This is a genomic window from Ensifer sp. M14, from assembly GCF_003355565.1.
Classification (GTDB): domain Bacteria; phylum Pseudomonadota; class Alphaproteobacteria; order Rhizobiales; family Rhizobiaceae; genus Ensifer.
In genome coordinates this window covers 275,636-302,112 of sequence record NZ_QJNR01000007.1, presented here as the reverse complement: position 1 = coordinate 302,112, position 26,477 = coordinate 275,636, and the positions used below count along the sequence as shown (strand labels likewise).

24 protein-coding genes are annotated in these 26,477 nt (G+C 62.2%); 10 read left to right on the top strand and 14 right to left on the bottom strand.

Annotated features, from left to right (window positions below; genetic code table 11):
* Nucleotides 1–100: 100 nt before the first annotated feature.
* Both BLJAPNOD_RS23130 and BLJAPNOD_RS23125 read left to right on the top strand, forming a co-directional pair.
* The gene (locus BLJAPNOD_RS23130; protein WP_077501940.1) at nt 101–1,282 is read left to right on the top strand and encodes a M20 aminoacylase family protein; all 1,182 of its coding nucleotides are present in this window, start codon (nt 101–103) and stop codon (nt 1,280–1,282) included.
* A 114-nt stretch (nt 1,283–1,396) separates the two neighbouring features.
* Entirely contained in the window at nt 1,397–2,449 is a 1,053-nt protein-coding gene (locus BLJAPNOD_RS23125; RefSeq protein ID WP_077501942.1) for an alpha/beta fold hydrolase, read from the top strand.
* A 56-nt stretch (nt 2,450–2,505) separates the two neighbouring features.
* On the opposite strand, the gene BLJAPNOD_RS23120 is transcribed toward BLJAPNOD_RS23125, so the two are convergent.
* The 8 genes from BLJAPNOD_RS23120 to BLJAPNOD_RS35675 form a co-directional block, all read right to left on the bottom strand.
* Nucleotides 2,506–4,287 (bottom strand): adenine deaminase, encoded by a 1,782-nt coding sequence (locus tag BLJAPNOD_RS23120; protein WP_115421879.1) that lies wholly within the window; start codon nt 4,285–4,287, stop codon nt 2,506–2,508.
* Nucleotides 4,288–4,295: 8 nt separating this feature from the next.
* Nucleotides 4,296–5,219 carry a nucleoside hydrolase gene (locus BLJAPNOD_RS23115; RefSeq protein WP_077501946.1) on the bottom strand — a complete coding sequence of 308 codons (924 nt, stop codon included), beginning with the start codon at nt 5,217–5,219 and terminating at the stop codon, nt 4,296–4,298.
* Between the two features lie 6 nt (nt 5,220–5,225).
* Nucleotides 5,226–6,254, bottom strand: a complete 1,029-nt coding sequence (locus BLJAPNOD_RS23110; protein WP_115421612.1) for an ABC transporter ATP-binding protein — start codon at nt 6,252–6,254, stop codon at nt 5,226–5,228.
* A complete protein-coding gene (locus BLJAPNOD_RS23105; protein ID WP_115421611.1) occupies nt 6,247–7,026 on the bottom strand; it encodes an ABC transporter permease in 780 nt (259 codons plus the stop codon). Before BLJAPNOD_RS23105 ends, BLJAPNOD_RS23110 begins: the two co-directional genes overlap by 8 nt.
* Nucleotides 7,023–7,850 (bottom strand): ABC transporter permease, encoded by an 828-nt coding sequence (locus tag BLJAPNOD_RS23100; protein ID WP_077501952.1) that lies wholly within the window; start codon nt 7,848–7,850, stop codon nt 7,023–7,025. Before BLJAPNOD_RS23100 ends, BLJAPNOD_RS23105 begins: the two co-directional genes overlap by 4 nt.
* Nucleotides 7,851–7,959: 109 nt before the next feature.
* A complete protein-coding gene (locus BLJAPNOD_RS23095) occupies nt 7,960–8,982 on the bottom strand; it encodes an ABC transporter substrate-binding protein (RefSeq protein WP_077501954.1) in 1,023 nt (340 codons plus the stop codon).
* Entirely contained in the window at nt 8,979–10,082 is a 1,104-nt protein-coding gene (locus tag BLJAPNOD_RS23090; RefSeq protein ID WP_077501956.1) for a LacI family DNA-binding transcriptional regulator, read from the bottom strand. The genes BLJAPNOD_RS23095 and BLJAPNOD_RS23090 overlap by 4 nt, the downstream gene beginning before the upstream one ends.
* A 374-nt stretch (nt 10,083–10,456) precedes the next feature.
* Complete coding sequence (locus tag BLJAPNOD_RS35675) at nt 10,457–10,828, bottom strand: hypothetical protein (protein ID WP_077501958.1); 372 nt, start codon at nt 10,826–10,828, stop codon at nt 10,457–10,459.
* Between the two features lie 305 nt (nt 10,829–11,133).
* Here BLJAPNOD_RS35675 and BLJAPNOD_RS23080 point away from each other — a divergent pair, with 305 nt between their 5' ends.
* The 7 genes from BLJAPNOD_RS23080 to BLJAPNOD_RS23050 all read left to right on the top strand — a co-directional run bounded on the left by BLJAPNOD_RS23080 (nt 11,134) and on the right by BLJAPNOD_RS23050 (nt 18,257).
* The gene (locus tag BLJAPNOD_RS23080) at nt 11,134–11,814 is read left to right on the top strand and encodes a YoaK family protein (protein ID WP_077501960.1); all 681 of its coding nucleotides are present in this window, start codon (nt 11,134–11,136) and stop codon (nt 11,812–11,814) included.
* Between the two features lie 209 nt (nt 11,815–12,023).
* Nucleotides 12,024–13,568, top strand: a complete 1,545-nt coding sequence (locus BLJAPNOD_RS23075; protein ID WP_115421610.1) for an ABC transporter substrate-binding protein — start codon at nt 12,024–12,026, stop codon at nt 13,566–13,568.
* Between the two features lie 441 nt (nt 13,569–14,009).
* Nucleotides 14,010–14,963 (top strand): ABC transporter permease, encoded by a 954-nt coding sequence (locus BLJAPNOD_RS23070; protein ID WP_256372337.1) that lies wholly within the window; start codon nt 14,010–14,012, stop codon nt 14,961–14,963.
* Nucleotides 14,960–15,811 carry an ABC transporter permease gene (locus BLJAPNOD_RS23065; protein WP_077501962.1) on the top strand — a complete coding sequence of 284 codons (852 nt, stop codon included), beginning with the start codon at nt 14,960–14,962 and terminating at the stop codon, nt 15,809–15,811. Before BLJAPNOD_RS23070 ends, BLJAPNOD_RS23065 begins: the two co-directional genes overlap by 4 nt.
* Nucleotides 15,808–16,620: an ABC transporter ATP-binding protein gene (locus BLJAPNOD_RS23060; RefSeq protein ID WP_115421609.1), complete on the top strand. Its 813-nt coding sequence runs from the start codon at nt 15,808–15,810 to the stop codon at nt 16,618–16,620. The genes BLJAPNOD_RS23065 and BLJAPNOD_RS23060 overlap by 4 nt, the downstream gene beginning before the upstream one ends.
* Nucleotides 16,614–17,360, top strand: coding sequence for an ABC transporter ATP-binding protein (locus BLJAPNOD_RS23055; RefSeq protein ID WP_115421608.1), 747 nt, complete (start codon nt 16,614–16,616; stop codon nt 17,358–17,360). Before BLJAPNOD_RS23060 ends, BLJAPNOD_RS23055 begins: the two co-directional genes overlap by 7 nt.
* A 192-nt stretch (nt 17,361–17,552) precedes the next feature.
* Nucleotides 17,553–18,257 carry an OmpW family protein gene (locus BLJAPNOD_RS23050; RefSeq protein WP_077501967.1) on the top strand — a complete coding sequence of 235 codons (705 nt, stop codon included), beginning with the start codon at nt 17,553–17,555 and terminating at the stop codon, nt 18,255–18,257.
* Nucleotides 18,258–18,368: 111 nt separating this feature from the next.
* Here the strand turns inward: BLJAPNOD_RS23050 and BLJAPNOD_RS23045 are convergent, their stop codons facing one another.
* The 4 genes from BLJAPNOD_RS23045 to BLJAPNOD_RS23030 form a co-directional block, all read right to left on the bottom strand.
* Complete coding sequence (locus tag BLJAPNOD_RS23045) at nt 18,369–18,788, bottom strand: CBS domain-containing protein (RefSeq protein ID WP_077501969.1); 420 nt, start codon at nt 18,786–18,788, stop codon at nt 18,369–18,371.
* A 188-nt stretch (nt 18,789–18,976) separates the two neighbouring features.
* Entirely contained in the window at nt 18,977–19,738 is a 762-nt protein-coding gene (locus BLJAPNOD_RS23040; RefSeq protein WP_077501971.1) for an FkbM family methyltransferase, read from the bottom strand.
* 99 nt (nt 19,739–19,837) lie between these two features.
* Entirely contained in the window at nt 19,838–20,302 is a 465-nt protein-coding gene (locus tag BLJAPNOD_RS23035) for a Crp/Fnr family transcriptional regulator (RefSeq protein WP_077501973.1), read from the bottom strand.
* Nucleotides 20,303–20,394: 92 nt separating this feature from the next.
* Nucleotides 20,395–23,097: an ABC transporter ATP-binding protein gene (locus tag BLJAPNOD_RS23030; protein ID WP_115421607.1), complete on the bottom strand. Its 2,703-nt coding sequence runs from the start codon at nt 23,095–23,097 to the stop codon at nt 20,395–20,397.
* A gap of 316 nt (nt 23,098–23,413) precedes the next feature.
* On the opposite strand from BLJAPNOD_RS23030, the gene BLJAPNOD_RS23025 reads away from it, so the two are divergent.
* Nucleotides 23,414–24,088 (top strand): SAM-dependent methyltransferase, encoded by a 675-nt coding sequence (locus BLJAPNOD_RS23025; protein ID WP_077502092.1) that lies wholly within the window; start codon nt 23,414–23,416, stop codon nt 24,086–24,088.
* Here the strand turns inward: BLJAPNOD_RS23025 and BLJAPNOD_RS23020 are convergent.
* Entirely contained in the window at nt 24,066–25,232 is a 1,167-nt protein-coding gene (locus BLJAPNOD_RS23020; RefSeq protein WP_077501977.1) for a glycosyltransferase, read from the bottom strand. The two genes, BLJAPNOD_RS23025 and BLJAPNOD_RS23020, sit on opposite strands and share 23 nt — an antisense overlap.
* Nucleotides 25,229–26,473 carry a glycosyltransferase gene (locus tag BLJAPNOD_RS23015; RefSeq protein ID WP_077501979.1) on the bottom strand — a complete coding sequence of 415 codons (1,245 nt, stop codon included), beginning with the start codon at nt 26,471–26,473 and terminating at the stop codon, nt 25,229–25,231. The genes BLJAPNOD_RS23020 and BLJAPNOD_RS23015 overlap by 4 nt, the downstream gene beginning before the upstream one ends.
* Nucleotides 26,474–26,477: the final 4 nt, after the last annotated feature.

The window sequence follows — 26,477 nt, the reverse complement described above, 5'->3', positions numbered from 1 at the left end:
GGTTTACCACTTTGATCAAACCGAAAGGGCGCCCCGGCCGATGCAAATCTGGGGAATTCGACAGCCCTTCTCCGACAGACATGCAAGGACCTGCCAGACAATGCGCGTGCCAGATGGGATCACCAACGACCTGCCCTTCCTCACCGAATTCCGTCGTGATCTGCACGCCCACCCCGAACTTGGCTTCGAGGAAGTCCGTACCAGCGAACTGGTTGCAGGACTGCTGGAGGAAGCCGGCCTTAAGGTTCATCGTGGCCTTGGTAAAACCGGTGTGGTCGGCACGCTGCAGAGCGGCAACGGCACCCGCTCGATCGGCCTTCGCGCCGATATGGATGCACTCGCCATGCCGGAGTTGGCCGACCGGCCTTACAAATCGAAGGAAGCCGGCAAGATGCATGCCTGCGGCCATGACGGTCACACCGCTATGCTTCTGGGTGCCGCCCGCCATCTCGCCGAAACGCGCAATTTTTCCGGCACGGTGCACTTCATCTTCCAACCGGCAGAGGAAGGTCGCGGCGGGGCAAAGCGTATGGTCGAGGATGGCCTCTTCCAGCTTTTCCCCTGCGACGCCGTCTACGGCCTTCATAACATGCCCGGCCTCGACCCGGATGAAATGGCCGTGGTGGCGGGGCCGCAGCTTGCCTCTTCCGACAGCTGGCGGCTGACCTTCCGCGGCGTCGGCACCCACGGTGCCAAGCCGCATCTCGGTCGCGACCCGGTGACGGCGGCCGGTACCTTCCTCGCCTCACTGCAGTCGATCGTCGGCCGTGTCGTTGACCCGCTGCAGCCGGCCGTCGTCAGCGCATGCTCCGTTCGCGCCGGCGACCCGAAGGCGCTGAACGTCATCCCTGATACAGTCGAGATCGGCGGCACAGCCCGCGCCTACACGCCTCATGTCCGCGACCAACTCGAGGAAGAGATCGGCCGTCTGGCGCACGGCACGGCCGAGATGTACGGCATCAAGGTCGACTACGAATTCGAGCGCCGCATCCCGCCCGTCGTCAATGATACAGATGCGAGCGAACGGGCGCTGTCGGCAGCCCGCGTCGTCTTCGGAGAAAAGACCCGGACGCAGTTTCCGCCCTCCACTGCAGGCGATGACTTCGCCTTCTTCGGCCTCGAAGCTCCCGGCTGCTACGTCTGGCTCGGCAACGGCCCCGCTGTCGACGGCGCACTTCACCACAACACTGCCTATGATTTCAACGACGCCGCCATCGGTCCCGGGGTCACCTTCTGGACGACATTGGTGGAGCAGGAATTGCGTGCTTCGGCAGAGCGCTGATCGAGGTCGCGTGTCGTCAAAAAGATGTCGGCGACCTTGATTGCGTTTAAGGTCTCCAACAGAGAACGAGGCCGGTACGGTCCGGTGCGAACACCCGCGCAACTGGAGACTTTCATGCACAAGTACGCCCTATGCCTCGTCGCCGCTACATGGTTCGCCGCAACTGTTGCACACGCTGGAAATGTTGGCTTCAAGCAGAAGACGCTGACCGATTTGGACAGCGACCGGCCACTGGAAATTGCCATTCTGTATCCGGCTGCGAACGACGGAAAAAACGAGATCGTCGGAGAAACGCCGGCCTGGACCGGCCTTGCGTTGGCACGTGACGCGGCGCCCTTGCCGGGGCAGCACCCGCTTGTCGTCGTATCGCACGGCTACGGCGGGACCTGGCGCAACCAGCTCTGGCTTGCCCATGAACTCGCACGCCGCGGCTACGTCGTCGCCGCTCCCAACCATCCGGGGACAACTGCTTTCGATCGATCGCCGCGTCAGGCAGCCCGGCTTTCGGAGCGCCCGCGTGACTTGACCCGCGTGATCGATGCGCTCCTGGCCGACCCGGCAATTTCCGGCGACATTGATCCGATGCGGATAGCTGCCGTTGGCCACTCGCTCGGTGGATGGACCGTCATGGCTACCGCCGGCGCACGGTTCGAAGAAGGACAATTCCTGGAAGACTGCAAGACGAAGGCAAGCCCGATCGCCTGCAATGTCTACAACGAACTCGGCGTCGATGGAACCGCCGGCGCGGCAGCATTGCTCGGCGCGGATCTTGCCGACCGGCGCGTGCAAGCCGTCGTTTCTCTTGATCTCGGCCTTGCGCGCGGATTTACACCGGCTAGCCTGGCGGCGGTTCAGATCCCGGTATTCGTTGTCGGTGCAGGCGTCGAGGATGGCCCCAGATCCGCAAAACTGGAATCGGGCTACCTTGCCGAATACCTTCCACAGGGCACGTCTCGCTATCTCGAGATAGCGGACGCGGCGCATTTCAGCTTCATGCAAATTTGCAAGCCAGGCGCCAGAGCGTTGATCGAGGCCGAAACGCCGGGCGATGGCATCGTGTGCGACGACGGTGACGGCAGAGATAGGGCGACCATTCATCTGGAAACGGCCGGGGTGATCGCGGGCTTTCTCAACACAGCCTTGAATGTTCAACAGCCGCTGCGCTAGCTTTTCCGGTGAACGCACGTGCGGACGGGGCAGCAGCAGCCGCCCCGTTTGATCGATCAGAACACTTCAAGCACCGGGTTTTCCAGAAGCTTTCCCGTTCCCACATCGGCAATGCCGCGATCCGTCTGGTGTGGCCCGGCATTGCAGGCAAGCGTCGCTCCGAAGCAGGCCTTGAAGACGAGATAGGGCGGCTGCCAATCGACGATCCGGCCGACCGCGTCACGCAAGCGCGCAAAGCCGGACGACACCTCGGCCAACGGCGCGTCGGAGACCAGGCCGCACAGTGGCAACGGCAGGATCGCATCGACCTTGCCAGCCGATGCCACAGCCATGCCGCCGCCGGCGGCGATCACGGCGTTGGCGGCCACCATCATGTCGTGGGCGTTCCCGCCGAAGACCGTCAGGTTGTGGCTGTCATGCGAAACGGTCGTCGCGAAAGCGCCGCGCCATTCTCCCCAGCCGGTCAGCAGTCCGACACGCGGACGGCTATCGGCGCGCCCATGGCGATGAGCAACGGCAATCAGCGTCGCGCCTTGCGGCGGAACGACAAAGCCATTCTCGACTTCGGCGACGACCTCGCCCCATTGGGTAAAGCGCGGGCGGTCGATCGTGGCGACACGCACCTTCGAACCGGTCGATGCAATGGCGAAGTCGGTCGCGTGCAACGGTTCGATCTTCATCGTGCCGGCGAGCGCCTGGACGTCTGCCTTGGGCGCGGCGTCTATCATACGTCCGCCCGAGGCGACCTGCTTGCCGCCGGCGATCACCGTTCGGGCACGAAAATCCTGGAGATCCTCGAAGATCACCAGATCAGCCCGTCGTCCGGGCGCAACGAGACCGAGGTCGGGACGGCCAAGGCGCTGAGCGGCGTTCAACGTCGCGGCGCGAAGCGCCCATTCGGGTTTCAGCCCGTAGCGCACCAGCCGCCGGACCACGTCGTCGAGCCCGCCGGAACGATCGAGATCATCAGGAAAGACATCGTCGGTGCAAAGCGTGACGGTCTGCGGCAGGTGGCCGAGCGTGTTCAGCGCCTCGACGAATTCCGGCAGCAGGTGATCATGCGAGCCGCGCAGCTCGATCGTAAGACCGGCGCGTAGCTTGGCCTTTAGATCGTCGGCGGAAACCAGTTCGTGGTCCGAACTGACGCCTGCGGTCACGAAGGCCTGCAGGTCGGATCCGGCAAGGCCGCGGGCATGGCCGTTGACCGGTTTGCCCGCCAACAGCCCCGCCTGGACGATGGCGTGCATCCGAGGATCGCCATCGATAACGCCGCGCATGTTCATCATCTCGGCGATGCCGCCGATCTCAGGCCACGAAAGCATGGCGGCGATGGCATTGGCATCAAAGTCGGCGCCCGCCAGTTCCAGGCCCGGAGCCGAGGGCACGCTCGAAGGCGACAGCAGCACACAGCGCAGAGGTAGGTTGGCGATGGCATCCGCAGCCCAGCGCACGCCGGCGATGCCGCTTACATTGCCGAATTCGTGCGGGTCCCAGACGATCGTGGTGACGCCACGCGGCAGCACCGCATCGGCATAGGTCGCGGGCGTGATCATCGAGCTTTCGACATGCATGTGCGTGTCGATCAGCCCCGGTGACAGGGAGGCGCCTGAGGCATCGACGATTGCAGCAGCATCGCTGCGGGTGCCGGGGGCATGCACGCTGGCGATCAGCGAGCCGACGAGGCCGACATCTGCTGCGCGCTGTTCGCCGGTGACCATATCGATCACGGTGCCGCCGGTGATGAGCATGTCGAACGCAGCCGCGCCGCGCGCCGCTGCAACGGCCTGTGCACGCAGCGTCGCATCCATCAGGTCCATCGGTTCCTGCGGACGGCTCACTTGATTGCTCACTTGGCTGCTTCCTTCATCAGGGCGCCAAGAATCTGCGCGCGGGCCGTTTCCGCATGCACGTCGGTTGCGTATTCGGCATTGAAGGCGGCGTGGCTCTCTCGGGTCTCGACCACGGTGCGCCCACGGGTGAGCGCGCCGGCAAGCTCCGCGTCTATGCGCGCCTTGCGGAAGGAAATCGCGCCCGGATTGACGAAAGCAACCGCAGCGCAAGGGTCGTAGATCGCCATGCCCGGCCGGCCGCGGCTGGTGCCGATCGAGACATAGCCGGACAGGAGATCGGCGATCAGCGCGGCGTTGACGCCACCGGCGGCACGAATGGGCGCGATATCATCGGGATAGGCAAAGACCTTGCGGCAAAGGTCAAGGTCGACCATGCGCAGCGGCAGGTCGTGCGCCAGCACGATCGCCAGCGCTTCCGGGTCGGCGAAAGCGTTGAATTCGGCTGATGCCGTATGGTTGCCGCTGGTCACGCCACCGCCCATCCAGGTCAGGTCGGTGATCTTCGCCGCCAGATCCGGACGCGCAAGGCAGAGTGCGGCAAGGTTCGTCAGGGGCCCGAGCGCCAGGATACGGCGTGGACCGCCCTCCTCCTCGAGCCAGCGGCAGAGGGCGGCAAAAGCGTCGCTCGCGGGAAGCGGCTGGGCTGCCGGTAACGACAGGCCGGCGGTCGGCATGCCGGTCTCGCCAAGAATCCGCTCCGCTGTTTCGAGCCTGCCGAGGACCGGCAAGGCGCGGCCCTCATGGATGGGGAACGACCAGCCGAATGCGCTTGCCGCACTGGCCGCATTGCGTTTTACCTGCTCCATCGGCGTGTTGCCGAAAACCAGCGAAACGCCGTCAATCTCTTCATTGGCATGGAGAACGACGAGCACCGCAGCGATGTCGTCGAAACCCATGTCCGTATCGATCCAGATTCCCATTGCTGGTTACCCGAACCGCTCAAGCCGCGCCGCCTTGGCGACCGGCAGGTCGAAGGTGAGCTCGGTGCCCGGCTGATGCGCGGCGAGGCCCGCATCCTCCTCGGCCTTGATGGCGCCGAGGGGCGTGTCGAGCAGGTATTCGCGCGTGCTGCCGGAGAAAGAGGCTCCGCGCACAGTGCCTTGGAAAGGACCTGAACCAAGGGTCACCATGCGCGGACGCCACGCTAGCCCTGCCGTGTCAGGCGGCAGGGATTCGGAAACGGAGATCGGGCCGTTTGCGGCTTTGAGCTTGCCGCCTTCGACCGCGAAAATGTTTTCAAAGCCGACGAAGTCGGCAACGAAGCGGGACACCGGGCGGTTGTAGATGTCCTCGGGCGTGCCGATCTGCTCGATGGCGCCGTTGAGCATCACCACGATCCGGTCGGCAAGCGACAGCGCCTCTCCCTGATCGTGAGTGACGAAGATCATCGTCACGCCGGTTTCCTTTTGCACGCGCTGAAGCTCCGTGCGCATCTCCAGGCGAAGACGGGCATCGAGGTTCGACAGCGGCTCGTCGAGCAAGAGAACCTTCGGCTCCATCACCATCGAGCGGGCAAGCGCCACGCGCTGCTGCTGGCCGCCGGAGAGTTCGGCCGGCTTGCGTGCCGCGAACTTCGACAGGCCTACGGATTTCAGGCCGGCGGTGACGCGCGTCTCGATGTCGTTTGCCGGCATCTTCTTCAGACGCAGGCCGAAGGCGACGTTTTCGAACACCGACAGATGCGGAAACAGTGCATAGGACTGGAAGACCAGCCCGACCGAGCGCTTGTTGGCGGAGACCCGGGTGATGTCGACGCCGTCGAGGCTGATGCGCCCCGAAGCCGGCGTCAGCAGCCCGGCGATCGAACGCATCGTCGTCGTCTTGCCGCAACCGGACGGTCCGAGGAACGCCACCAGTTCGCCTTTGCGGATCGACAGGTCGAGGTCCTTCACCGCAACGGTATCGCCATAGGCGAGCGTGAGTTTTTCGAGGCTGAGGAAGGAAGCGTCAGACATAGCGGGAAAATCCTAGGAAGCGTTCGGCAAGGAAGACGATGCCGATGGACATGAAGGCGAGCAGCGCAGAAAGGGCCGCAACCGACGGGTCATAGGTGATCTCCATGTAGGAGAGCATGTCGATCGGCAGCGTGCGCACGCCAGGGCCGGACAGGAAAAGCGAGACCGGCACCTGGTTGAAGCTCGTCACGAAGCCGAGGATGAAGGCGGCGAGAATGCCGCTGCGGATGTTCGGCATCACCACCCGGAAGAAGGCGCCGGCCCGCGAAGAGCCGAGCAGCACCGCCGCCTCCTCGATGTCGGAGCGCAGGTTGTTGAGGCTCGCCGAGACGACCCGCACCGCATAGGGCAGCACCAGCGCCGTATGCGCCAGGAACAGCGCCAGCGTGATGTTGAAGCCGAACGGCACGACGATGTAGCGCAGCAGCGCCAGGCCAACGATGATACCGGGCACGATGATCGGTAGCGACACGATCGTACGGATGGTTTCGCCGAAGGGCAGCTTGTAGCGCGACAGGGCGTAGGACGCGGGAATGCCGAGCACCAGCGCCATGGCGGTGCCGCCGATGGCGAGGAACATCGAAACCGCGAAGCTCTCCCGGAAGCTTTCGACGGTGAAGACCTTGGCGACCCACTTCAGCGAGAAGCCCTGCGGCGGAAAGGCGAGCGTCTCGCCTGCTGACAGCGATGCCGCGACGATGATGAAGAACGGCCCGATCAGGAAGGCGACGACCAGAAACAGGACGAGGGGTGAAAAGATGCGAGGGGTCATCGCTTGTTCCTCGCAGTGGCGAGCCGTTTCAGGAGGAGATTGGCAGCAAAGCTCATGACGATCAGGATGAAGGCAATGACGCTAGCCGAGACGAAGTCATTGGCGACGGTAACGCGCTGGTAGAGCAGCGTCTCGAGCATCAGCACCTTGGAGCCGCCGAGGATCGCAGGGGTGATGTAGGCCGTCAGCGAGCCGGTGAAGACTAGCGTTCCGCCGATGACCAGACCTTCCTTGGTGAGCGGAAGAATGACCTTCCAGAACACCTGGAACCAGTTGGCGCCCAGCACGCGCGCCGCCGGGATCGCATCCTTCGGCATGTTCTCGAGCGCGCTGATCAGCGACAGGATCATCAGCGGCAGGAATAGCTGCAACAGGCCGATGAACACCGCCGTCTCGGTAAAGAGAAAGCGGATCGGTTCATCCGAAAGGCCGATCAACTGCAGCGCCTGGTTGACGATGCCGGTGCGGCCGAGAATGACGATCCAGGCATAGGTTCGCGCCACCGACGAAATCATCAGCGGCAGCACGATAAGGCCGATCATCTGCCCCTTGCTGCGCGGCGAAAGATTGACGATCGCAAAGGCTGCCGCATAGCCGATCACGGCGGAAACGGCCGTCACCATCAGGCCGAGCCGGAACGTGCGCACGAAGACGGTGCGGTTCAGCGGGTCGGTGAAGAAATCGACATAGGCGGTCAGCGACCAGCTGTCGGCGCTGCGAAAACCTTCGGCGAGCAGAATGACGACGGGCGCCAGAAAGACGATCGCCGCAAAGACCGCCGCCGGCAAAGCGAGCGCCAATGCCTCGGCGCGGTTCTGAAACATCCCTTGTCTTCCTTTCGTCGCGTGCATTCATTGCGGGGTCGGCTCAGTTCGCCGGAAGCACCCGCGAAATCGCCCCCACCCTTGCGGACGGGGGCTTCTCTAGATGATGTTACTGGCCGACCTGAGCGTTCCACTCGGAAAGCCAGGCTTCGCGGTTGTCGAGGGCGACAGCAGACGGAATGAGCTTGAGGCTCTTCACGGTTTCCTCGCCATAGGTGAGGTTTTCGGCGATCTCCGGTGCGACCTTCACCTCCTTGTTGGAGGGGCTGTCGACCAGCTTTTCAGCAAGTGCTGTCTGGATTTCGGTCGAGAGCCAGAAGTCCATGAATTCCAGCGCCAGGTCCTGGTTCTTGCCGCCCTTGGTCAGAACCATGACGTTCATGCCGCCGGTCTGGCCTTCCTTCGGGGTCGCCCACTTGATCGGCAGGCCGAGCTTGGTGAAACCTTCCCAGGAGAAGCGGCCGATCGGAGCGGCCCAGATTTCTTCCTGCTGCATCAGCTGCACGAGCTGCGAAGACTTGACGTAGAATGTGACGATCTCGTCCTTCTTGGCGCCGACGGCGGCGATGGCTTCCTTCAGATCCGGCGTATTCTTGCCGATCGCTTCGCCGACCATGTACAGCGCCGGCGGGCCCTGGTTGGTCGTGACGTTCGGGAAGGCGACATGGCTGGCGTTCTTCTCGTCGAGCAGGTCTGCCCAGGAGTTCACTTCCATCTTGTCGGAGCGATAGACGATCGAGGTTGCGTAGAAGGTGTAGCCGACGCTCATGCCGTCGCCGTTCGGATCCTTGGCGATGTCATAGAGCTTGTTGAAGTTCGACAGCTTCGTGTTGTCGATCTTCTCGATCAGGCCGGCACGCGAGGCCGAAAGCGCATCAGCCATGGAGACGACGGCCATGTCGACCACGGGGCTAGCCTTGTTGGCTTCCATCTTCGCCAGGCGCTCGACGCTGTTGCCGGTCTCGACCACGAGCTTGCAGCCGCACTTGGCTTCGAAGGGCGTGTAGACCAGTTCCTTGAAGGCGTCCTGGGCGAAACCGTAGACGGAAATGGTCAGCGTCTTTTCCTGAGCGGAAGCGGCATTGGCGCCGACGAGCAAAAGCGCGCTGGAAGCGAGCAGGATCTTCTTCATGGCTGGTGTTCTCCTTCTGGGGCTATGTTTTTGGCTGTGGTCGTGGTTCTGGCGTTGGCAATCGTCTGGGCAGGCTGAAACTGTGTTGCGGGCGGCGCGGCGCTCGATTGCCGCACGACCAGTTGCATCGGCACTTCGGCGTTTTCGGCGGTAACCGGCGCGCCGATGCCGGCGTCGGCCGGGTCACGCTCTCCGATCGCTTTAACCAGCGCTTCGACGGCGATCGCAGCGATGCGCGTCATGTCCATTCGCGCCGTGGTCAGCGCCGGCGTAACCACCGGTGACCAGATAAGATCGTCGAAGCCGGTAACGCTCGCCCTTTCCGGCACGTTGATGCCGGCGCGCTGCAACTCGGTCAGCGCCCGGAGCGCATGCAGATCGGAGACGCAGGCAAAGGCGGTGAAGCCCTCGGCGACCTTCGCGGCAAGGCCGAGCGGACAGCCCTTTCCCTGTTCGCGCTCAAGCGGTTCGATCCACAGGATTTCTACGAATGCGCCATCGCCAAAGGCCGAGCGAATGCCGCCGATGCGATCGTTCTGCACGTTGGAGGCCGGATTGTTGCCGATGACAAGGACGCGCCGGTGGCCGAGCGCCCTCAGGTGTTCGGCGATCTGCCTGCCACCGCCCCAATGGTCGGCGGCAACCGTGTTGCCGGGTGTCGACGGCGTATCGATGACGGCGACGGGACAGCCGACATCGGCGATGCGCGTTCCGCGCCTCGGCACGATCACCATGCCGTCGACGTCGCGGTCGATCAACCGTTCGATGGCCTTGGTCTGAGTGGTAACGTCGCCACGGGAGTCGGCAATCAGCACGCCATAGCCGGCCGAAGACGCGGCCAGCTCGATTGCCTGCGCGATCTGCGGGAAGAGCGGGTTGGCGATATCGGGAAGCACGAGGCCGAGGACGGCGGTGCGGCCGGTGCGAAGCGCCCTGCCCGCAAGGCTCGGGACATAACCGAGTTCGGCGGCCGTAGCGCGGATCTTCTCGGCGAGTTCGGCGGAGACGCGCCCCTTACCGGAAAGCGCGTTGGAGACCGTCGCCGCGGAGACGCCCAGTGTTCTGGCAATCCTCGTCAGTTTTGGTCCGGAACGTGCCAAGGCCGTGGTTTCCGTTATCGATGATTAAACGATTAATCATGCGATATATCAGAATCTCTTCACTGTCGAATCCTTTTGCCGGCTCAGGATGATTTTTGCCACATTCCTTGGCATCGCTTGTGGAAAGGGGTCCCGTTTTCCCGCGCCCCCCAATCAGGAAGTGCAGGCCAGCGCCTCTCCGGAACTCAAGCAGGAAGGGCCGAAAGGTGCTGCGGCACCCACCGGGCACTCAGCCCCCGATCGTCAGCAATTCAAGCCCGCCGCGACGTGGCCCTGTCGTTGGACGCAGCGTGCACGAGCGCGGCGCCTTCGAAAGATCCCCGCGTGACCTCGCTCATGGCAATTTGTCGGGCTTGGTTGAGCGGTGCGCGGCCTCAAAGGGCTCCGTCGGAAGTCATCGCCATCACGTCGACGAAGGCGCCTTTGGTATCGAACCGGCACCGGAACGCCTTGACGCCTTCACTGCCCTTGTCGACCGTTCCGTCGATCATCGTGCTGCCATCAGCCTGTTTCATCGGCGCGCCGGTTTTCACATAGGCAGGCTTCGTCGCGTATTGGCCGGCCACTTCGCCCCGACAAAAAGCCGGCATGTTGCCGGCGGTTATCGGCGCGCCGCTCCCGACGAGCACGGTCGCCGCAGGCACGGGTGTCGGCGCTGGCGCCGGTGTCGAAGTACTCGCGGATTCGCAGCCGTAAAAGCTGAGGATCGAAATGGCGGAAAGGATTTTCAGCGCTGAATGCCGCATGTATTTCTTCCTGTTTGTAGATGACAGAGCGTGCTGTCGTTGGGACAGTGATGCCCTGGCAAAGTCCGTGGCGGATCGATTGACCGCGCGGATGGAAATTTTTGGATGCGCGCGACAGCACCCTTTGGCCAACTCTGAAACTTTGTCTCACGGTTTTCCAGAGGTGTCGCTTACATTCTATTCCTGCAGTCTTCGCGCATATCCGCTCTTCCTGTCTGCGAACACACCCCCGGGGAACTCGGCACAAGCTCTTTCCTTCCCAAGCGGCGCAGATTAGTCCTAGATAAACGCTACGGGATACCATCATGACTTTTCAGCGGAGGCGCCGGATCGTGCGGCGTCAGCGAACCGGGACCGCGCTTCTCGTGGTCGCGCTCATCGCCTTCCTGGCCGGAATGACGGATGCGATCGGCCTTTTGACGGTCGGCGACTTCGTCTCCTTCATGAGCGGCAACACGACAAGGGCCGCGACGGCCGTTGCCGACGGCAATCTTCTGCGGTCCCTCGTCCTCATCGGCTCACTCGCCGTCTTCGTCGTCGGCAATGCGCTTGGAACGATCGTTTCAAGCCGGCTTCGCGCAGGCGGCGTTCTTTTCTGCGTCACAGCAACCCTCGCCCTCGCCGCTGCCGGCGGCGACCACCTGACGAACGAGCTTCGCTTCTATTTAATCGTCCTTGCCATGGGCATCGTGAACGCGTCCGTGGAGCATATCGAGGGAATGCCGATCGGCCTCACCTATGTTACCGGGGCGCTGTCCCGCTTCGGCCGTGGCCTTGGCCGATGGATCATCGGCACGGGCAACATGCAATGGACGATCCAGATCGTGCCCTGGCTGGGGATGCTCAGCGGCGCGATCGTCGGCGCCATGCTCGAATACCGCTTCGGGCAGCTCGCGCTCTGGGCGCCGACGGTACTGTCGGGTCTGCTGCTCATGCTGGTCTTAATAATTCCGAAGCGATGGTCGCAACGATATGCCCAGCGTTGAACCGGAAGGCACTGCGCTTTGTTTTAGAAACGCCCTTCGCTTGTCGGCACCAACGGCGGGTGCAAATTCCAACTTCGTGCGCGAAAACGAACCAAAAATTCCCACTAAATTACTAGGGAATTTGTATGATGCACCGCAACCGCCCGATGTGTACATTCGGATGGCAAGCGCGACATCGCGTCATGAGCATTTATGCAGGAGTTAGGGAAATGACTGGCAACACGATCGATTTGGGCGGACTTTCAGGGCATGGCCGGAAAGGCGGGCGTTCGATCCTTACCTCCGCAGCCTTGGCCTTGGTTCTGTCGACGAGCACGGCAGCGCTCGCGCAGGACGCAGGTTTCAATCCGGATGCCTCCATCGTCGTCGGTTCGCTCTATGAGCCGCAAAACCTGGACAACACTGCCGGCGCCGGCCAGGGCATCAACGAAGCCTTCAACGGCAATGTCTACGAAGCGCTGTTCACGCTGACCGACGCGGGCGATGTCGTACCCGGTCTCGTGGCCGAACAAACGGTCAGCGAAGACGGCCTGACCTACACCTTCAAGCTCCGGCCGAACGTAACCTTCCACTCAGGCGACCCGCTCACGGCCAAGGATGTGAAGCACAGCATCGAGCGCGTCGTCGCGCCCGACTCCAAGAGCTCGCGCAAAAAGAGCCTGGCGACGATCAGCGAGATCCAGACCCCCGACGACCAGACGGTGGTGGTCAAGCTTTCCGCCCGCTCCATCTCGCTGCCCTATAACCTCAGCTACGTCTGGATCGTCAACGACGCAGCCAAGGATCTGAACGCCAGCGAAGACGGCACGGGCCCCTACCGCCTGGACGAATGGCGTCGCGGCTCGTCGCTGGCGCTGACCCGCAACGACAAGTACTGGGGCACCGCGCCGACCAATGGCGAAGTCGTCTTCCAGTATTTCACCGACGCCACGGCGCTCAACAATGCGCTTCTGACCGGCGCGGTCGACGTCATCACCAGCGTCCAGAGCCCGGATTCGATTGCCCAGTTCAAGGACAATCCGGACTTCACGGTGACTGCCGGCCAGTCGACCACCAAGGAATTGCTGGCGTTCAACGACAGGGTCGAGCCCTTCAACAACGTCAAGGTTCGCAAAGCCATCGCCCGCGCGATCGACGACAAGAAGCTGCTGGAGTCGATCTGGGGGGAGTACGGGACACTGATCGGCTCCTTCGTGCCGCCGACCGATCCTTGGTATGTCGACCTGACCGCCGTCGATGCCTATGACGTCGAAAGCGCCAAGGCACTTTTGAAAGAAGCCGGCTTTGCCGATGGCTTCTCGTTCAAGCTCGACACGCCGAATTACGATCCGCATCCCATCGTTGCCCAGTTCCTGCAGAGCGAACTGGCCAAGGTCGGCATCAAGGTCGAGATCAACATCATCACCGCCAATGAATGGTACACCAAGGTCTACAAGGCACACGATTTCCAGGCGACGCTGCAGGAACACGTCAACCATCGCGACATCGTCTTCTACGGCAACCCCGACTTCTACTGGGGCTACAACAACCCTGAAGTCGTCGACCTGATCAAGCAGTCGGAAGCAGCCGCCAACACCGGCGAACAGACGGCAAAGTTGACCGAGGCAAATCGCGTCATTGCCGAGGACGCAGCCAGCAACTGGCTCTACCTCTATCCGCAGATCGTGGTCTCGACCTCGGCCGTTACCGGCTATCCCGTCAACGGCCTGAACTCGCAGTTCTTCGCCCACAACATCAAGAAGAGCGGTAACTGATCTCTCGTTTTCAAGAGCATTTCCAGGAAAAGTGCGACGCGATTTTCCATCAGGATATGCGTAAAAACAAAGAGACAAAGCCGCTCGGCGGACCCGCCTACGTCGGAAGCGCTCCAAGCTATCCGTTGTAACGACACGCTGATGAAGGAGCCCCAAGCGATTTGGGGCTCCTTTGCGTTGCACGTCAGTCGGCTTCATCGCGTCGGCAACGGCAACGCAAGGTCAGATCATTTTCACCCGCATTTGCGACTGCTCCCCGCTCCGGCTCGGATGCCTGAAGTGCAGCGCAGTGTTTGAACCCGCCGGATAATTTCCGCGGATATCGATGCTCCTTTCAGGGACAATGCAGTAGCGTCACGGTTGTTTTTGTGCAAAAGCCAGCACTACCGGCCTCGGGCGTCACGTCCGTCGGACGAAAGGAATCCTGCCATTCTCGCCTATATCCTGCGCCGATTCGCCATCTTGATCCTGTCGCTGCTGATCGCCGCGGTGGTGCTGTTCGTGCTTTTGCGTCTGCTGCCGGGCGACCCTGCGAACGCGCTGCTCTCCGTCGGTGCCGATCAGCAGCAGATCGAGGCGGCGCGCGAACAGGTCGGCTCCAACCTGCCGCTCTGGGAGCAGTTCCTGCGCTTCGTCGGCAGCCTCGCCCGCTTCGATCTCGGAACGTCCTTCGTCAGCGGCAAGCCCGTTGTCGAAGAGATTGCCACCCGCCTGACCGTGACGGTGCCGCTGGCGCTGCTGGGCTTTGCGCTCGCGGTCGCCATCGCCATTCCGCTTGGCATCCTGTCGGCCGTCAAGGCCAACCGCTGGTATGGCGCAGCCATTTCGACGATCTCTCAGCTCGGCATTGCCATTCCCGTCTTCTGGGTCGGAATCCTGCTCGTCACTGTCTTTGCGGTCAATCTTCGGCTCTTTCCCTCAGGCGGCTACCCGCGCCGGGGCTGGCAGAACGAAGGCCAGGTGCTCTATGCGCTGGCGCTGCCGGTGCTGACGATCGGCCTTGTGATGGCCGCCTCGCTGATCCGCTACATCCGATCCGCGACACAGGACGTTCTCGGTAGCGACTATCTGCGAACCGCCCGCGCGCTCGGGGCCAGCTACTCCCAAGCCTTGATCCGCCATGGCATCCGCAACGGCGCCGTGCCGATCGTCTCGATCCTCGGCATCGAGCTTGCAACGACCCTGCTGGGTGCCGTCGTGGTCGAACGTGTGTTCGCGCTGCCCGGCCTCGGCTCGATGCTGCTCCTGGCGATCGAGCAGCGCGACTACCCCAATGTCCAGGGCGTGCTGTTCATTTCGACCCTGCTGGTGCTGCTGATCGGCTTTGCCGCCGACCTCCTTCAGCGCGTCATCGATCCCCGTTTGCGCGAACGGGCGACTGGAGCCGCAGCATGACCGCGTTAGACCTTTCAGCCGACCGCCCCAGCCGCAGACATTCGCTGGCGCTTTCGATCGGGCTTGCCCTCGTCGGCCTCAACGTCGCGGTCGCGATCCTCACTTTGTTCTGGACGCCTTACGATCCGCTCAATGCATCCGGCGGACGGCTCGAAGCGCCGTCGTTGCTGCATTGGGTCGGAACGGATCGGCTCGGGCGCGATTACCTGACGCAAATCATGATCGGTGCGCGCACCGCGCTGATCGTCGGGACCGGCGCGGTGGCGATCGGCGCCTCGATCGGCGTGACGCTCGGGATTCTTGCCGCCTTTGCGACGCGCCTGCTCGACGATGTCATGGCCGCGACCCTCGATATCCTGATCGCCTTCCCGACGCTGCTTTTGGCGATGCTGGTCGTTGCCGCCAGCGACAGCGCCAGCCTGTGGTCGGCGATCCTGGCACTCGGCCTGGCGATCTCCGCGATCGTTGCCCGGTTGACCCGCATCCTGGCAAAACGCGTGCTGCGCCAGGACTATATCATCGCATCCCGAACCTCCGGCACCTCATGGCCGGGCGTCGTCGTGCGCCATGTGCTGCCCAACATCTGGCCGACGCTCTCGGTCAACTTTGCCCTGCAGTTCGGCCTGGCGGTGATCGCGGAAGCGTCGCTCTCCTATCTCGGGCTTGGTGCGCCACCACCGAACGCATCCTGGGGCCGGCTGCTGCAGGAGGCGCAGGGCACAGTCTATACCGCCCCCGTCGGCGCTATCGCGCCGGGCATTGCGCTTGTCGCACTGGTCATCGGCATGAACCTGCTCGCCGACGGCTTACGGGATGTCGGCGACCCGACACGCGGGAGATCAAGATGAGCGCCTTGCTTTCCGTTCAAGGTCTGACCGTAAGCACCGGTGGCAAGACACTGGTTTCGGACCTGTCTTTCTCCATCGGCTCCGGCGAGCGCATGGGACTGATTGGCGAATCCGGCTCAGGCAAATCCATGACCGCAATGGCCGTCACCGGCCTGTTGCCGGCCAACATTTCGGTCGCCGGCTCGATCGTGCTCGACGGCCAGGAAGTGGTCGGCACAGATGACAAGCACTTGAACCGGTTGCGCGGAGTGGCAACCGCCGTCGTCTTCCAGGAGCCGCTGACGGCGCTCGATCCCCTGATGAAAATCGGCAAGCAGATTGGCGAACCCGTCCGCCGCAGGCTCGCGCGCGAACAGGCGCATGCGCCGCGAGGTACGGTCGAGCGCGAAGTGCTTGATCTCCTCGACAAGGTTGCCCTGCCGCAACCGGAGCGCATTGCCAACGCCTATCCGCATGAAGTGTCGGGCGGCCAGCGCCAGCGCGTCGCGATTGCCATGGCGCTCGCTTGCCGCCCGAAGCTTCTCATCGCCGACGAACCGACAACGGCGCTAGACGTCACCACACAGGCCGAAATCCTCAAGTTGCTCGACGGACTGGTGCGCGAAACGGGAATGGCGCTGCTCTTCATCAGCCATGACCTGCCTGTCGTCGCGCAGGTGGTCGAGCGCGTCATGGTGCTGCGTGACGGCGTAGCCCTCGAGGAAGGCACGGTTGGCGACATGTTCGCCAACCCGGCGCACGACTATACGCAGACCCTCGTCGACGCCGCACGGATGTTCGATGAAGCGCTTGGACGGACGGGATCATGATGCTCGACCTGCAGAATGTGAACTTCGGCTACGCCCGCCACCGCAAGGTTTTGACCGACGTGTCGTTCAGCGTGCGCGCCGGTGCCAGTGTCGGACTCGTGGGTGAGTCCGGCTCGGGCAAGACAACGCTGCTGCGATTGCTGCTCGGGCTCGAACGGCCCACCAGCGGCACCATTCGCTTCGGCGACGAAACGCTCGATCCGGCCGATAACGCGTTCATGCGTCGTTACCGGCGCGCGGTGCAACCGGTGTTCCAGGATCCCTATTCGTCGCTCGATCCGCGCCAGAAAGTGCTCGACATCATCGCCGAGCCGCTGCAATCGCTACGCATCGCCGGCCCGCGCAAGGATGCGGTGGCGCAAGCGCTGGAGTCCGTCGGCCTGCCGCTCGACGCCATGCAGCGCTATCCGCACGAATTTTCCGGCGGCCAGCGCCAGCGCATCGCGATCGCACGCGCCATCGTCGCCCGTCCACAGATCATTCTGGCCGACGAAGCCGTCAGCGCACTCGATCTGTCGACCCGCATCCGGATCGTCGATCTGTTCAAGACCCTCTCGGCAACGCTGACGCTGGTGTTCGTGTCGCACGACCTCGGCGTCGTCGCCTCGCTGTGCGAGGAGATGGTTATCCTCGAAAAGGGACAGGTGGTCGAGAGCGGCAAGACGCGCGATATCCTGGCCGCGCCGCAGCATCCCTACACCCAGCGTCTGCTCGCCAGCATTCCGCGCATGCCGGCTTGAGCGTTTCGCTCCGACAGCCGTCTCCACCCTTAACGAATCTGCCGGCAGCGACCACCGCGCCAATCGACGGATGACCTTGATCTAGAACAACCCCTCGTCGAGCGGAGTTGCCCATAGTGCCGCTGGCCGCAGATTCCCTGCAGCCACCTGCCCTAAATGGCAAATTTGAAACTCTTCTGGGGGTCCGGAATCATGTCTACTCGCTCCATCCTGCCAACTGCCGCCGCACTTCTTTTGCTGGCGGCCTCGGTCACTACGGCTCGCGCCGCGGACCTGACTGCACCGAGCGAGCCTGCCCCTGAGTTGCCGGCCGCGAGCGAGCAGAGCCCATGGATGATCCGCGCCCGCGCGCTCGCCGTGCTGCCCGAAGACAAGGCGTCACTGCAGCTGAACGGCACGTCGCTTGACGGCGAAAAGATCGGCGTCAGCAATTCGGTCGTACCCGAGCTCGATATCACCTACTTCTTCACCGACAATATCGCGGCGGAACTGATCCTGGGCACGACCCCGCACACGGCCAGGGGCAGCGGCTCGATCGCCGGCCTCGGCGAGATCGGCAAGGCGTGGCTGCTGCCGCCGACGCTGACGCTACAGTACCACGTCAATCTGACCGACACGATCAAGCCCTATGTCGGCGCCGGCGTGAACTACACCATCTTCTACAACGAAAAGGCGAAGGGCGACTTCTCCAGCTTCAATCTCAAGAACACCTTCGGCGTTGCCTTGCAGGCCGGCGTCGACATCAAGCTCGACGATCACTGGGGGATCAACTTCGACGTCAAGAAACTGTTCCTCGAACCAGAGGTCAACGCGACACTGCCGGGGGCCGGCACGGTGACGGGCAAGGTGAAGCTCGACCCGTGGCTGATCGGCACAGGCATCACCTACCGCTTCTGACGTTCTCAGCCAGCGCGAAGCGGTCGCTCCATAGGATCGATGCCACCCGAACGACTGTGCGCCTTCGTCACCGTTCAGTGGCGAAGGCGCATCCAAGCCGTCAGTCGCCTGTCATGCGTGGTGTGCGGTTACGGCTTTTACCAATCCGGTCGTCAGTTCACGGCTGCTCGCATGGGAGATGTCACCGAGCGACAGCATGCCGACCATGCGCTTTTCGTCATCGATGACCGGTAAACGCCGTATCTTCCTTGCCTCCATAAGGCGGACAGCCTCTTCGACCGTCTCGCTGGTGCGGCAATAGACGATGTCCTTTGTCATGACATCGCGCGCGGTCAGCGACGCAGCATCGTGCCCATTTGCCCAGGCCCGAACCGCGATGTCCCTGTCCGTCACCATGCCGATGAGGCGATCGTTTTCGCCGACCGGCAGGGCGCCGATATCCTCATCGCGCATGATCCTTGCGACGGTGCGCAAATCCGTTTCAGGGGCTATCCAGCGCGCGCCGGGGTGCATGGCTTCCCAAGTTCTCATCGCATCCTCCTACGGTTTGGAGGAGTGACGATAGACGAAGATCGTGGCCAATCATTGATCCGCGCAGCCGACGTATTCACCGGACGTGGCTATTTCAACTCCGGCAGGAAGTATGTCGTCGGGCCGGACGGGATGTCGGTTGCGGTGTGCTGGAAAACCAGAGACTTTTCCACCTGGGAGTGGTGAGGTTACCGTCCGCTGACTTTGGCAACGAAGAGCAGGTCGAAACCGCGGAATTCACGCCGGGCGACGGACTTCTTGAGGGCAGTCCATATCGCCTGGGGATTGTCGAGGCGAAAGCCGCTGAAGCTGCGCACCAGGCCGAAGGTCGCCATGACGGTGCGAAACGCCCTGATGATGACGGGGCCACTCAGCGAGGCGAACAGGATTTGCGGGTGCACAGCGAGCAGGACGCCCGCCGTCCGCGCCCGATCGATATCCTCGAACTGAGCCAGAGACCGGTATTCATACCCCTCGATATCGATCTTGAAGCACAACTTGTCGGTTCGCGCCATCAACTGCAATTCGGCAATCGTGATCGTTTTCGCCTTGATTGCCTGCCCTGTCTCGTCCGCGATCAAAGCCGAGGTTTCCGAACTGCCAAAGCCGCCGCCCACCGAGTTCAGCACCAGCACCTCGTCCTCGGAGAGTGCGGCATTGATCAACGTAACATCGCCCTCATTCTGCGGCTCCATTTCCTTCAGTATGCCGAAGCAGACGGGGTCGGGCTCAACAGTAATGACATTGTCGGCAATCTGAGCCGCCCAATAGGGCGTCACGCCGATCCAGCCGCCGATATCGACAAAGGTCGTTTTACCGTCGACGAGGCGCTCGATGTTCTGGAAAGTGCAAGGCTCCCACTCGCCGCTCTGAAGGCGCGTAAAGAAACGCTTCTTCTCGGGCTTGTCGGGGAAATGGACTGTTTTACAGAAGTAGGTGATCGGACGCATGGCGCTTCTCTAGCCCATATCCCGGCGAAGCGGAATCGTTTTTGCGAAGGTCTTCCATGCGGCCAGGACATGTCAACGACACGCGCCGCCGGGCTGGTTTCACGCTTCCATGCGCTCGTTGCGGCTGCGCGCTTCCGTGAGTTCTGCGGTCGTCTGGCTCAGGCGGTCCGCCAGCACGCGCATGATCTCCACCGCCATTTCGGGGAAGTCGGCCAGGAGCTTGAGGAAATCGTCCTTGCGGATGCGCAGGGCCTCGAGCGGTGTGGTGGTGCGCACTGTCGCCGTACGTGGGGTATTACAGAGAATGGCGATTTCGCCGACGATCGAGTTCTGCTCGACCTCCGCCAGCTTCAGCGGTCCGCCTGCGGTCGTCACCAGCACGTCGGCCTTCCCGGAGAGGATGACATAGGCTGCGTCACCGATATCACCCTGGTAGAAAAGGGCCTCTCCAGCGCTGTACATGACCCGATCGGAGGTAAAGGCAAGAAGTTTCAATTTTGCAGGGGGCAATCCCGAAAACAGGGTTATCCGGCGCAGCATTTCCACTTCATCCTTGAGCAACATCACAATCCGTTTCTCCCAGTATTCGGTCGGGGGCAACCTGTGTCCCGCTTCGCGGCGGGACCTTATGCTCGTGCCCTGACATTAATATTACATCAAGATGCCATTTCCTTATAGTCGGGTCCTTCGTTAGCCCCCACTTCCGTATCGTCGTCGCGAAGCAGCCGGCCATTCTCGAAAACAGCGACGCGGTCGAACAGTTCCATCACTGCCGGATTGGCAACCACCCAGACGATTGCCGGGTTGCGACCATCCTGGCGCAGAAGCGCAAAGACGTTGCGGATCACCTGTTCCTGAACGCGTTGATCGAGCGCCAGCAGCGGCTGGTTGAAGATGTAGAAATCGCAGATGCGGATGAGCGCGCGAGCCAGATCCAGCTTCTGCCGCTGACCCGCCGTCAATCGCTTCCCCCCCGCACCGACGTTAAAATCGAAGCCGAAGGCGAGCACATCGTTGTAGAGACCGACAGCCTCGAAAAGATCGCGCACGATCGCCCGGATCTTCTCCGATCCGTCGGCGTGCTTGTGGCCAATGCGCCCGAAAAGCACGTTGTCGATGATGCTGCCGGAAGCGATGTAGCGGTTCGGACGATAGTGTTCGATCATGCCTGCGAGGTCCGCCGGCAGCCCTTCGTCGAACTCGCGTCTTGCTGCGACGATCTTTGCCATGAGCTCGTCGGTCAGGAGACCGAAACGGTGGCGAGGTTCGATGTAACCGAAACACAGCCGAATGATCTTGACCTGATCGTCCTCGGCAACATCGGCGCGCGCTCGGCCGCGAACCTTCTGCAGCAACGCCTCATAGACAGGGATTTCTTCCGCTGTCATGAAGGTCAGCTGCTGGAAGAACGGGTGATCCGGCGGCAGGTCGCGGAACAGTTCGACAACGTTCTCGGCAATCTCCAGACCCATTTCGTAGAAGACGTCACGCAGGCCGACCCGCTGCAGCACTGTCTTGAAAAACGGATGCCCCTCGAGCGCACCGTCCCACATCACCTGATCGGTGATCGTGCCGAAGAGCAGGTTTTCGCCGATGGTCGCTTCGATGTTGTACGAGCCGGGCTCGAAGAACACCACGAGATCGCTGAGCTTTTCCTTTTCGAGGCGCTGCCGGAGCGCACCACGCATCTCGACGATACCAGCGGCAAAAGCTGCATTGCGGTTCGGATCTATGGTAGAGCGGACCGCGAGCGCCATCACGTCGTTGGTGAGAAGAACGGCATCGAGGACCGGCCTGATCTTGACCAAAAGATCCTCGGGCCCGGTTGCGCCAGCGGCCCGATAGTCGATCCAATCGCTATTGACGTCAAAGTGCGGGTTCCCGGCGAGCTTGGCTTCGACTAGCTCCCACTTGCGATGGACCGCACTTTCACCTTCATAACGCACTTCCGTCAACGGCGCGTGCTTCAACCCGTAGAGCAGGTTGTCACCAAGGCTGCCCTGAAACACGTAGACATCCGAGGAAGCGTAGGAGATGCGCCTGCCGGAAACCGATTCCGGCATCTCCAGAATATCCTGGCTGCCGATGAGAATTCGACCGCTCGCCGGCCAGATCAGTCGGGCGAAAGCTTCGGCCAACACCTCGCCGCCGGGCTTGAGTGCGACCGCCTCGCCGGGCTGCACCTGCAGCGAAACGTGATCGAGAAGCGTCACGCCGCCATCATCAGTCACCGTCAGGTTGACCGCTGCAAGCGCGCCACTCAAAGGCTCGGGAGTTGTCGCTGCGATGGCGTGAACCTTGGGATCGAGCAACGGATCGACGCTGAATTGCTCGACGACCTGCGCATATTTGACCTGCACGTCCTGGCGCGCCTGATCCCAGTCGATCAGCTCCTTCAGCGGCCCGGGCAGATCCTTGTAGGCGCCGATGACGGCAACGAGCTGGCCTATGTCAAGCCGGCCCTGAAGCGCGAAATAGCCACCGATCGAGTAGAACAGGAAGGGCGTCACCTGGGCGAGGAAGTTGTTGATGAACTTGACCAGAAACTTCCACTGGTAAAGGTCGTAACGGATCTTGAAGATCCGGGCGAGCCGCGATGCGATGTCGGCGCGCTCGAAATTGGAGGTGTCGTAACCCCGGATCGTGCCGATGCCGTCGACGATCTCACTCACCCGGCCGGACAATTCTCGCGCGGTCAGCTGGCGTTCCCGCCCAAGGACGAGCAACCGCTTGCGCATGCGTGGAATGATGATTGCCTGCACGGCGACGATGACGCTGGCAATCAGCCCCAGCCAGAAGCTCTGAAGCAGGATGAAGATCAAGGCCGTCATTGCCTGGCCGCCAAGCAGCGCCGGCGACACGAAGGCATCACCTGTGAAGCCGCCGAGGGGCTCGACTTCATCCTTGATCATCGTCGAGATTTCGGCCGGCTTCACCCGCTTGAAATGGGTCGGTGGAAACCGCAGCACCCGATCGACGAGTTCGAAGCGGATGCGCCGCAAGAGACGCTCGCCGAGCCGCCCCTTGAAGGTGTTGATGTAGAACTTGAAAAGGCCGTTCACCACCACAAGCAGCAGGAAGACGAGGCTCAGTGCCAGAAGCATACCTTCGCGGCCGAGCTGGAACCCGTCGAACAGGTTGATCGTCCCCAGATAGGGCAGGTCAAAGGAGATCGCCAGGAACGCCTGCGTCGCTTCCGGACTGTCGAAGCCGTCACCTTGAATGGGTCCGTTGACGATCTGCTTGGGCAGATCGAAGGACAGGAAATACGGGATCATGGAAAACGCGACGACCACCAGAATCCAGAGCTGGTCCTTGCGCGTATGGGTCCAAATGTAGCGGGAGAGGCGTGCTTCCATGTTTCTGGCAACGGGACCTTATTGAACACTACGATGTGTGCGGCGAGGGCTGCCACCATACCCGGCCACGATATGCTTGCTTACCGCGCATTTCGACTGAACCGCCCGGCCTTTGGCCGCGAACGCGTTTCGGCAAAATCTAATCCGGTTTCGAATCCGGTTTATTAGATTATGCAGGTGCAAGAGAAATCCGCAATGGACACCTGCCTTCACCTTTGAGACCCGAGATCGAATTCCATGGCAAGAGATGGAACTGGTACGAAGGGAGAAGAGCGCCCTTATTGCACTCGAATGCCCGCCAGCTTACAACGGCAGCATGAAACACGCCAGCCACCACCCTACTCCTGCGAGCGACTGGTACGAAAATGCTTTCGACCTGACGCGCGGAATTGCCGCTTACACCAGAAGTCCGCTGATCGACGGTATCGCCAAGGTTATCGCCAAACATCCCGACGCCGATATCGCTAACGCCTTCAACCACAAGCAGGTCGCCTGCAAGATCTGGGCGCGCGATACGCTGCTGCAAGCAGCAGGAAAATCCTATCAGCGGATCGTGGTTCTGGGCGGTTGGTACGGGATCCTTCCGGCAATGTTGCTGGAGGACCGCCGCTTCGAGATCGCCGTGGCTGAAAGCTACGACATCGACCCCTCGGTAGAGACTGTGGCGCGCACGCTCAACGCAACCCATGCCGACCGCTTTCGCGCCGTCACCGCCGATATGTACGCGGTCGACTACGCTCAACTGGGCGCCGATCTGATCGTCAACACAAGCTGCGAACACATCGCCGATCTTCGCAGCTGGCTTGAGCTGATACCGGCGGGCACACGTGTCCTCCTGCAGTCCAACGATTATTTTAGCGAACCGACACACATCAACTGTGTTGCGTCCGTCGAAGCATTCGCCGACCAGGCGAAACTTGCAACACTCGATTTCGCCGGCGCCTTGCCGACGAAGAAATATACACGGTTCATGCTGATCGGGACGGTCTGACAGGCGCCTTCAAAAGCCACGCACGCAGGATCGCCGCCGTCTGGGCGGCGCCTTCGAGGTCAAGCGGCGGCATTAACGGCTTCGCGCGGGCAAGCTGCGTTTCAACATCGCGCGCCAGGCGAGCAGGCGTTACGTCGTCCTCCGGCAGGACGCCGGCGAGCCCGAGCTTTTCCAGTCGCGCTGCCCGCGTCGATTGCTCCGTCTCGCCGCCAGCCGTGAACGGGATCAACAGAGATGCACAACCCGCTCGAATGATGTCGCAGACGGTATTGTAACCGGCCTGTGAGACGGAAAGCCGCGCGCCTGAAAGCAGGCTGGCGAAATCCTGGCGAAACCGGAACAGCTTCACATTCCCCGGAGCGGCGGCTTCGAATGCGTCGTAGTCGACCTGCGGCAGATTGGGCCCTGTCACCAGGCACCATTTAAGCTCCGGCGGCAGAAGTTTCGCGGCCTCCAGGCCGGCGCCGATCAACTCCTTACCGACCGCGCCGCCGCCGGCCGAAACGACCACATCGAACCGCTCCAGCGGCAGCGCAGGCGCGCTGCCCGCGACGAGGCCGGTATAGGCGACCTTGTCGGCGATCTCCCCCGCGTAGGGAAACGTCTCTTCAAGCCGGGCAAAGGCGGGATCGCCATGGACGAGCACGAGGTCGAAATGCGCCTGCACCAGCGCCAGCATTTCCTCCGCCCGGCCCGGCTTGTTCCGCTCCTGCAGGATATCGCGCAAAGATGTTGCCACCAGCGGGCGCAGGTTTGACGCCTCGATCAGGTCGAGCAACGGCATCAGTTCGAACCGCATCTGGCGGCGTCCGAACGGAAACGCCTCGAAAATCACAACATCCGGGTCACAGGTGCGGAATGCATCCAGCAGCATGTTCCGCCGACGTTCCTTGAAATCATCATCCACCGGCTTTCCGGTTTCGTCGGCGAGGCCCGAAAACCCCTTGTCGCCGGCAACGACCGGCGGTAGCGCTACATGCTTCAAATCGGACGTTGGAAAGCCGGGAACGGGTGTACCGCCGGTGACCACCGTGACGTCGAAACCATCGACAGCGAGCGCACTGCAAATGCGGCTTGCCCTTGCCAGATGGCCGATCCCCAGCAGATGCTGGACATAGAAGAAGACCCGCAGCTGCCGTGTCATGCCGATTTCCACTCGTTCGCAAACAGGTTCGTCAGCTGGTCGATGCTGGAGTGATGGTCAAACTGTGTCCTCACCCGCCGTTCAGCAGCGGCCCCCAGCTGGCTGCGGCGCGCAGGGCTGCGGATCAACTCTTCCAGGGCGAGCGACAGCGCCTGAGGATCTTCCGAAGGAACGACCCGGCCGTTTTCACCGTCAGTCAGGAGCTCGGGCACGCCTGAGATTGCCGTAGATACGCAAGCAAGCCGCTGGCTCGACGCTTCGACGAGCACATTCGGCAGGCCATCGCGATCACCGTCGGCCGTCACACGGCAGGCGAGCGCAAAGATATCACTGGTTCGATAGTGTGCGAGCACGTCCGTCTGGTCGAGCGCGCCCTTCCAGGCAATTCTGTCGGAAATGCCGAGCTCGTCGCCCAAAACCTTGAGCTTCCCCGTCAGTTCTCCGGCGCCGATGTGCTCGAAGCGCCAGTGCAGCTCGGGTGGCAGCAGGGCGAGCGCCTTCAGGAGGACATCGTACCCCTTCTTGCCGACTGCCCTGCCGACGCTGACGATGCGGACCGGTTCTGCCCTGTCGGAGCCATCGCGGATCGAATGTTCGCCGTCGAAATGTGGGAAGCGCTGAAGGTCGAGGCCATGATAGCTCAGTTTCACCCTTGCCTTCTGCGATGTCAGGCTCTGCAGGTGTTCATATCCGGTGCGCGTGCACGTCACCGTCCAGCGCGCTCGGGCGAGCTTTTCGGTAAGCTCCCAGTCAGGCGATGTCCAGATGTCCTTTGCATGCGCCGAACAGGTCCATGGCGTGCCGGCGATCACGCTCGCATATGCCGTGACCGAAGCGGGCGTATGGATGAAGTGCGCATGCAGCCAGCCTGGATCACCCGGCCACTCCGAGGCAAGCACCAACGCCTGCCCGAAACGACGGAAGCGATTGCGGGTCGGATCCCGTGCAAGGTCCTTCGAAAATTGCCCAAGCGCCGGCCAGAAACCCGGTTTCGGCAGCGAACGCACCAGCGCCTTAAGGACCCGCAGCGGCTCCTCGTGCAGATACTCCGGCAGATAGTGGACATCGGCACGGATTTCGTCATGCACCGGATGGCGCTTGCCATCGGTCGGACGTCTCAGCGCGATCAAGACGAGATCATGCCCGGCCTTCTCAAGCCCGAGCAATTCCTGCGCAATGAAGGTTTCCGAAAGGCGCGGGTATCCTTTCAGAACAACGGCAATCTTGCGGTCTGTTGGCAATGCT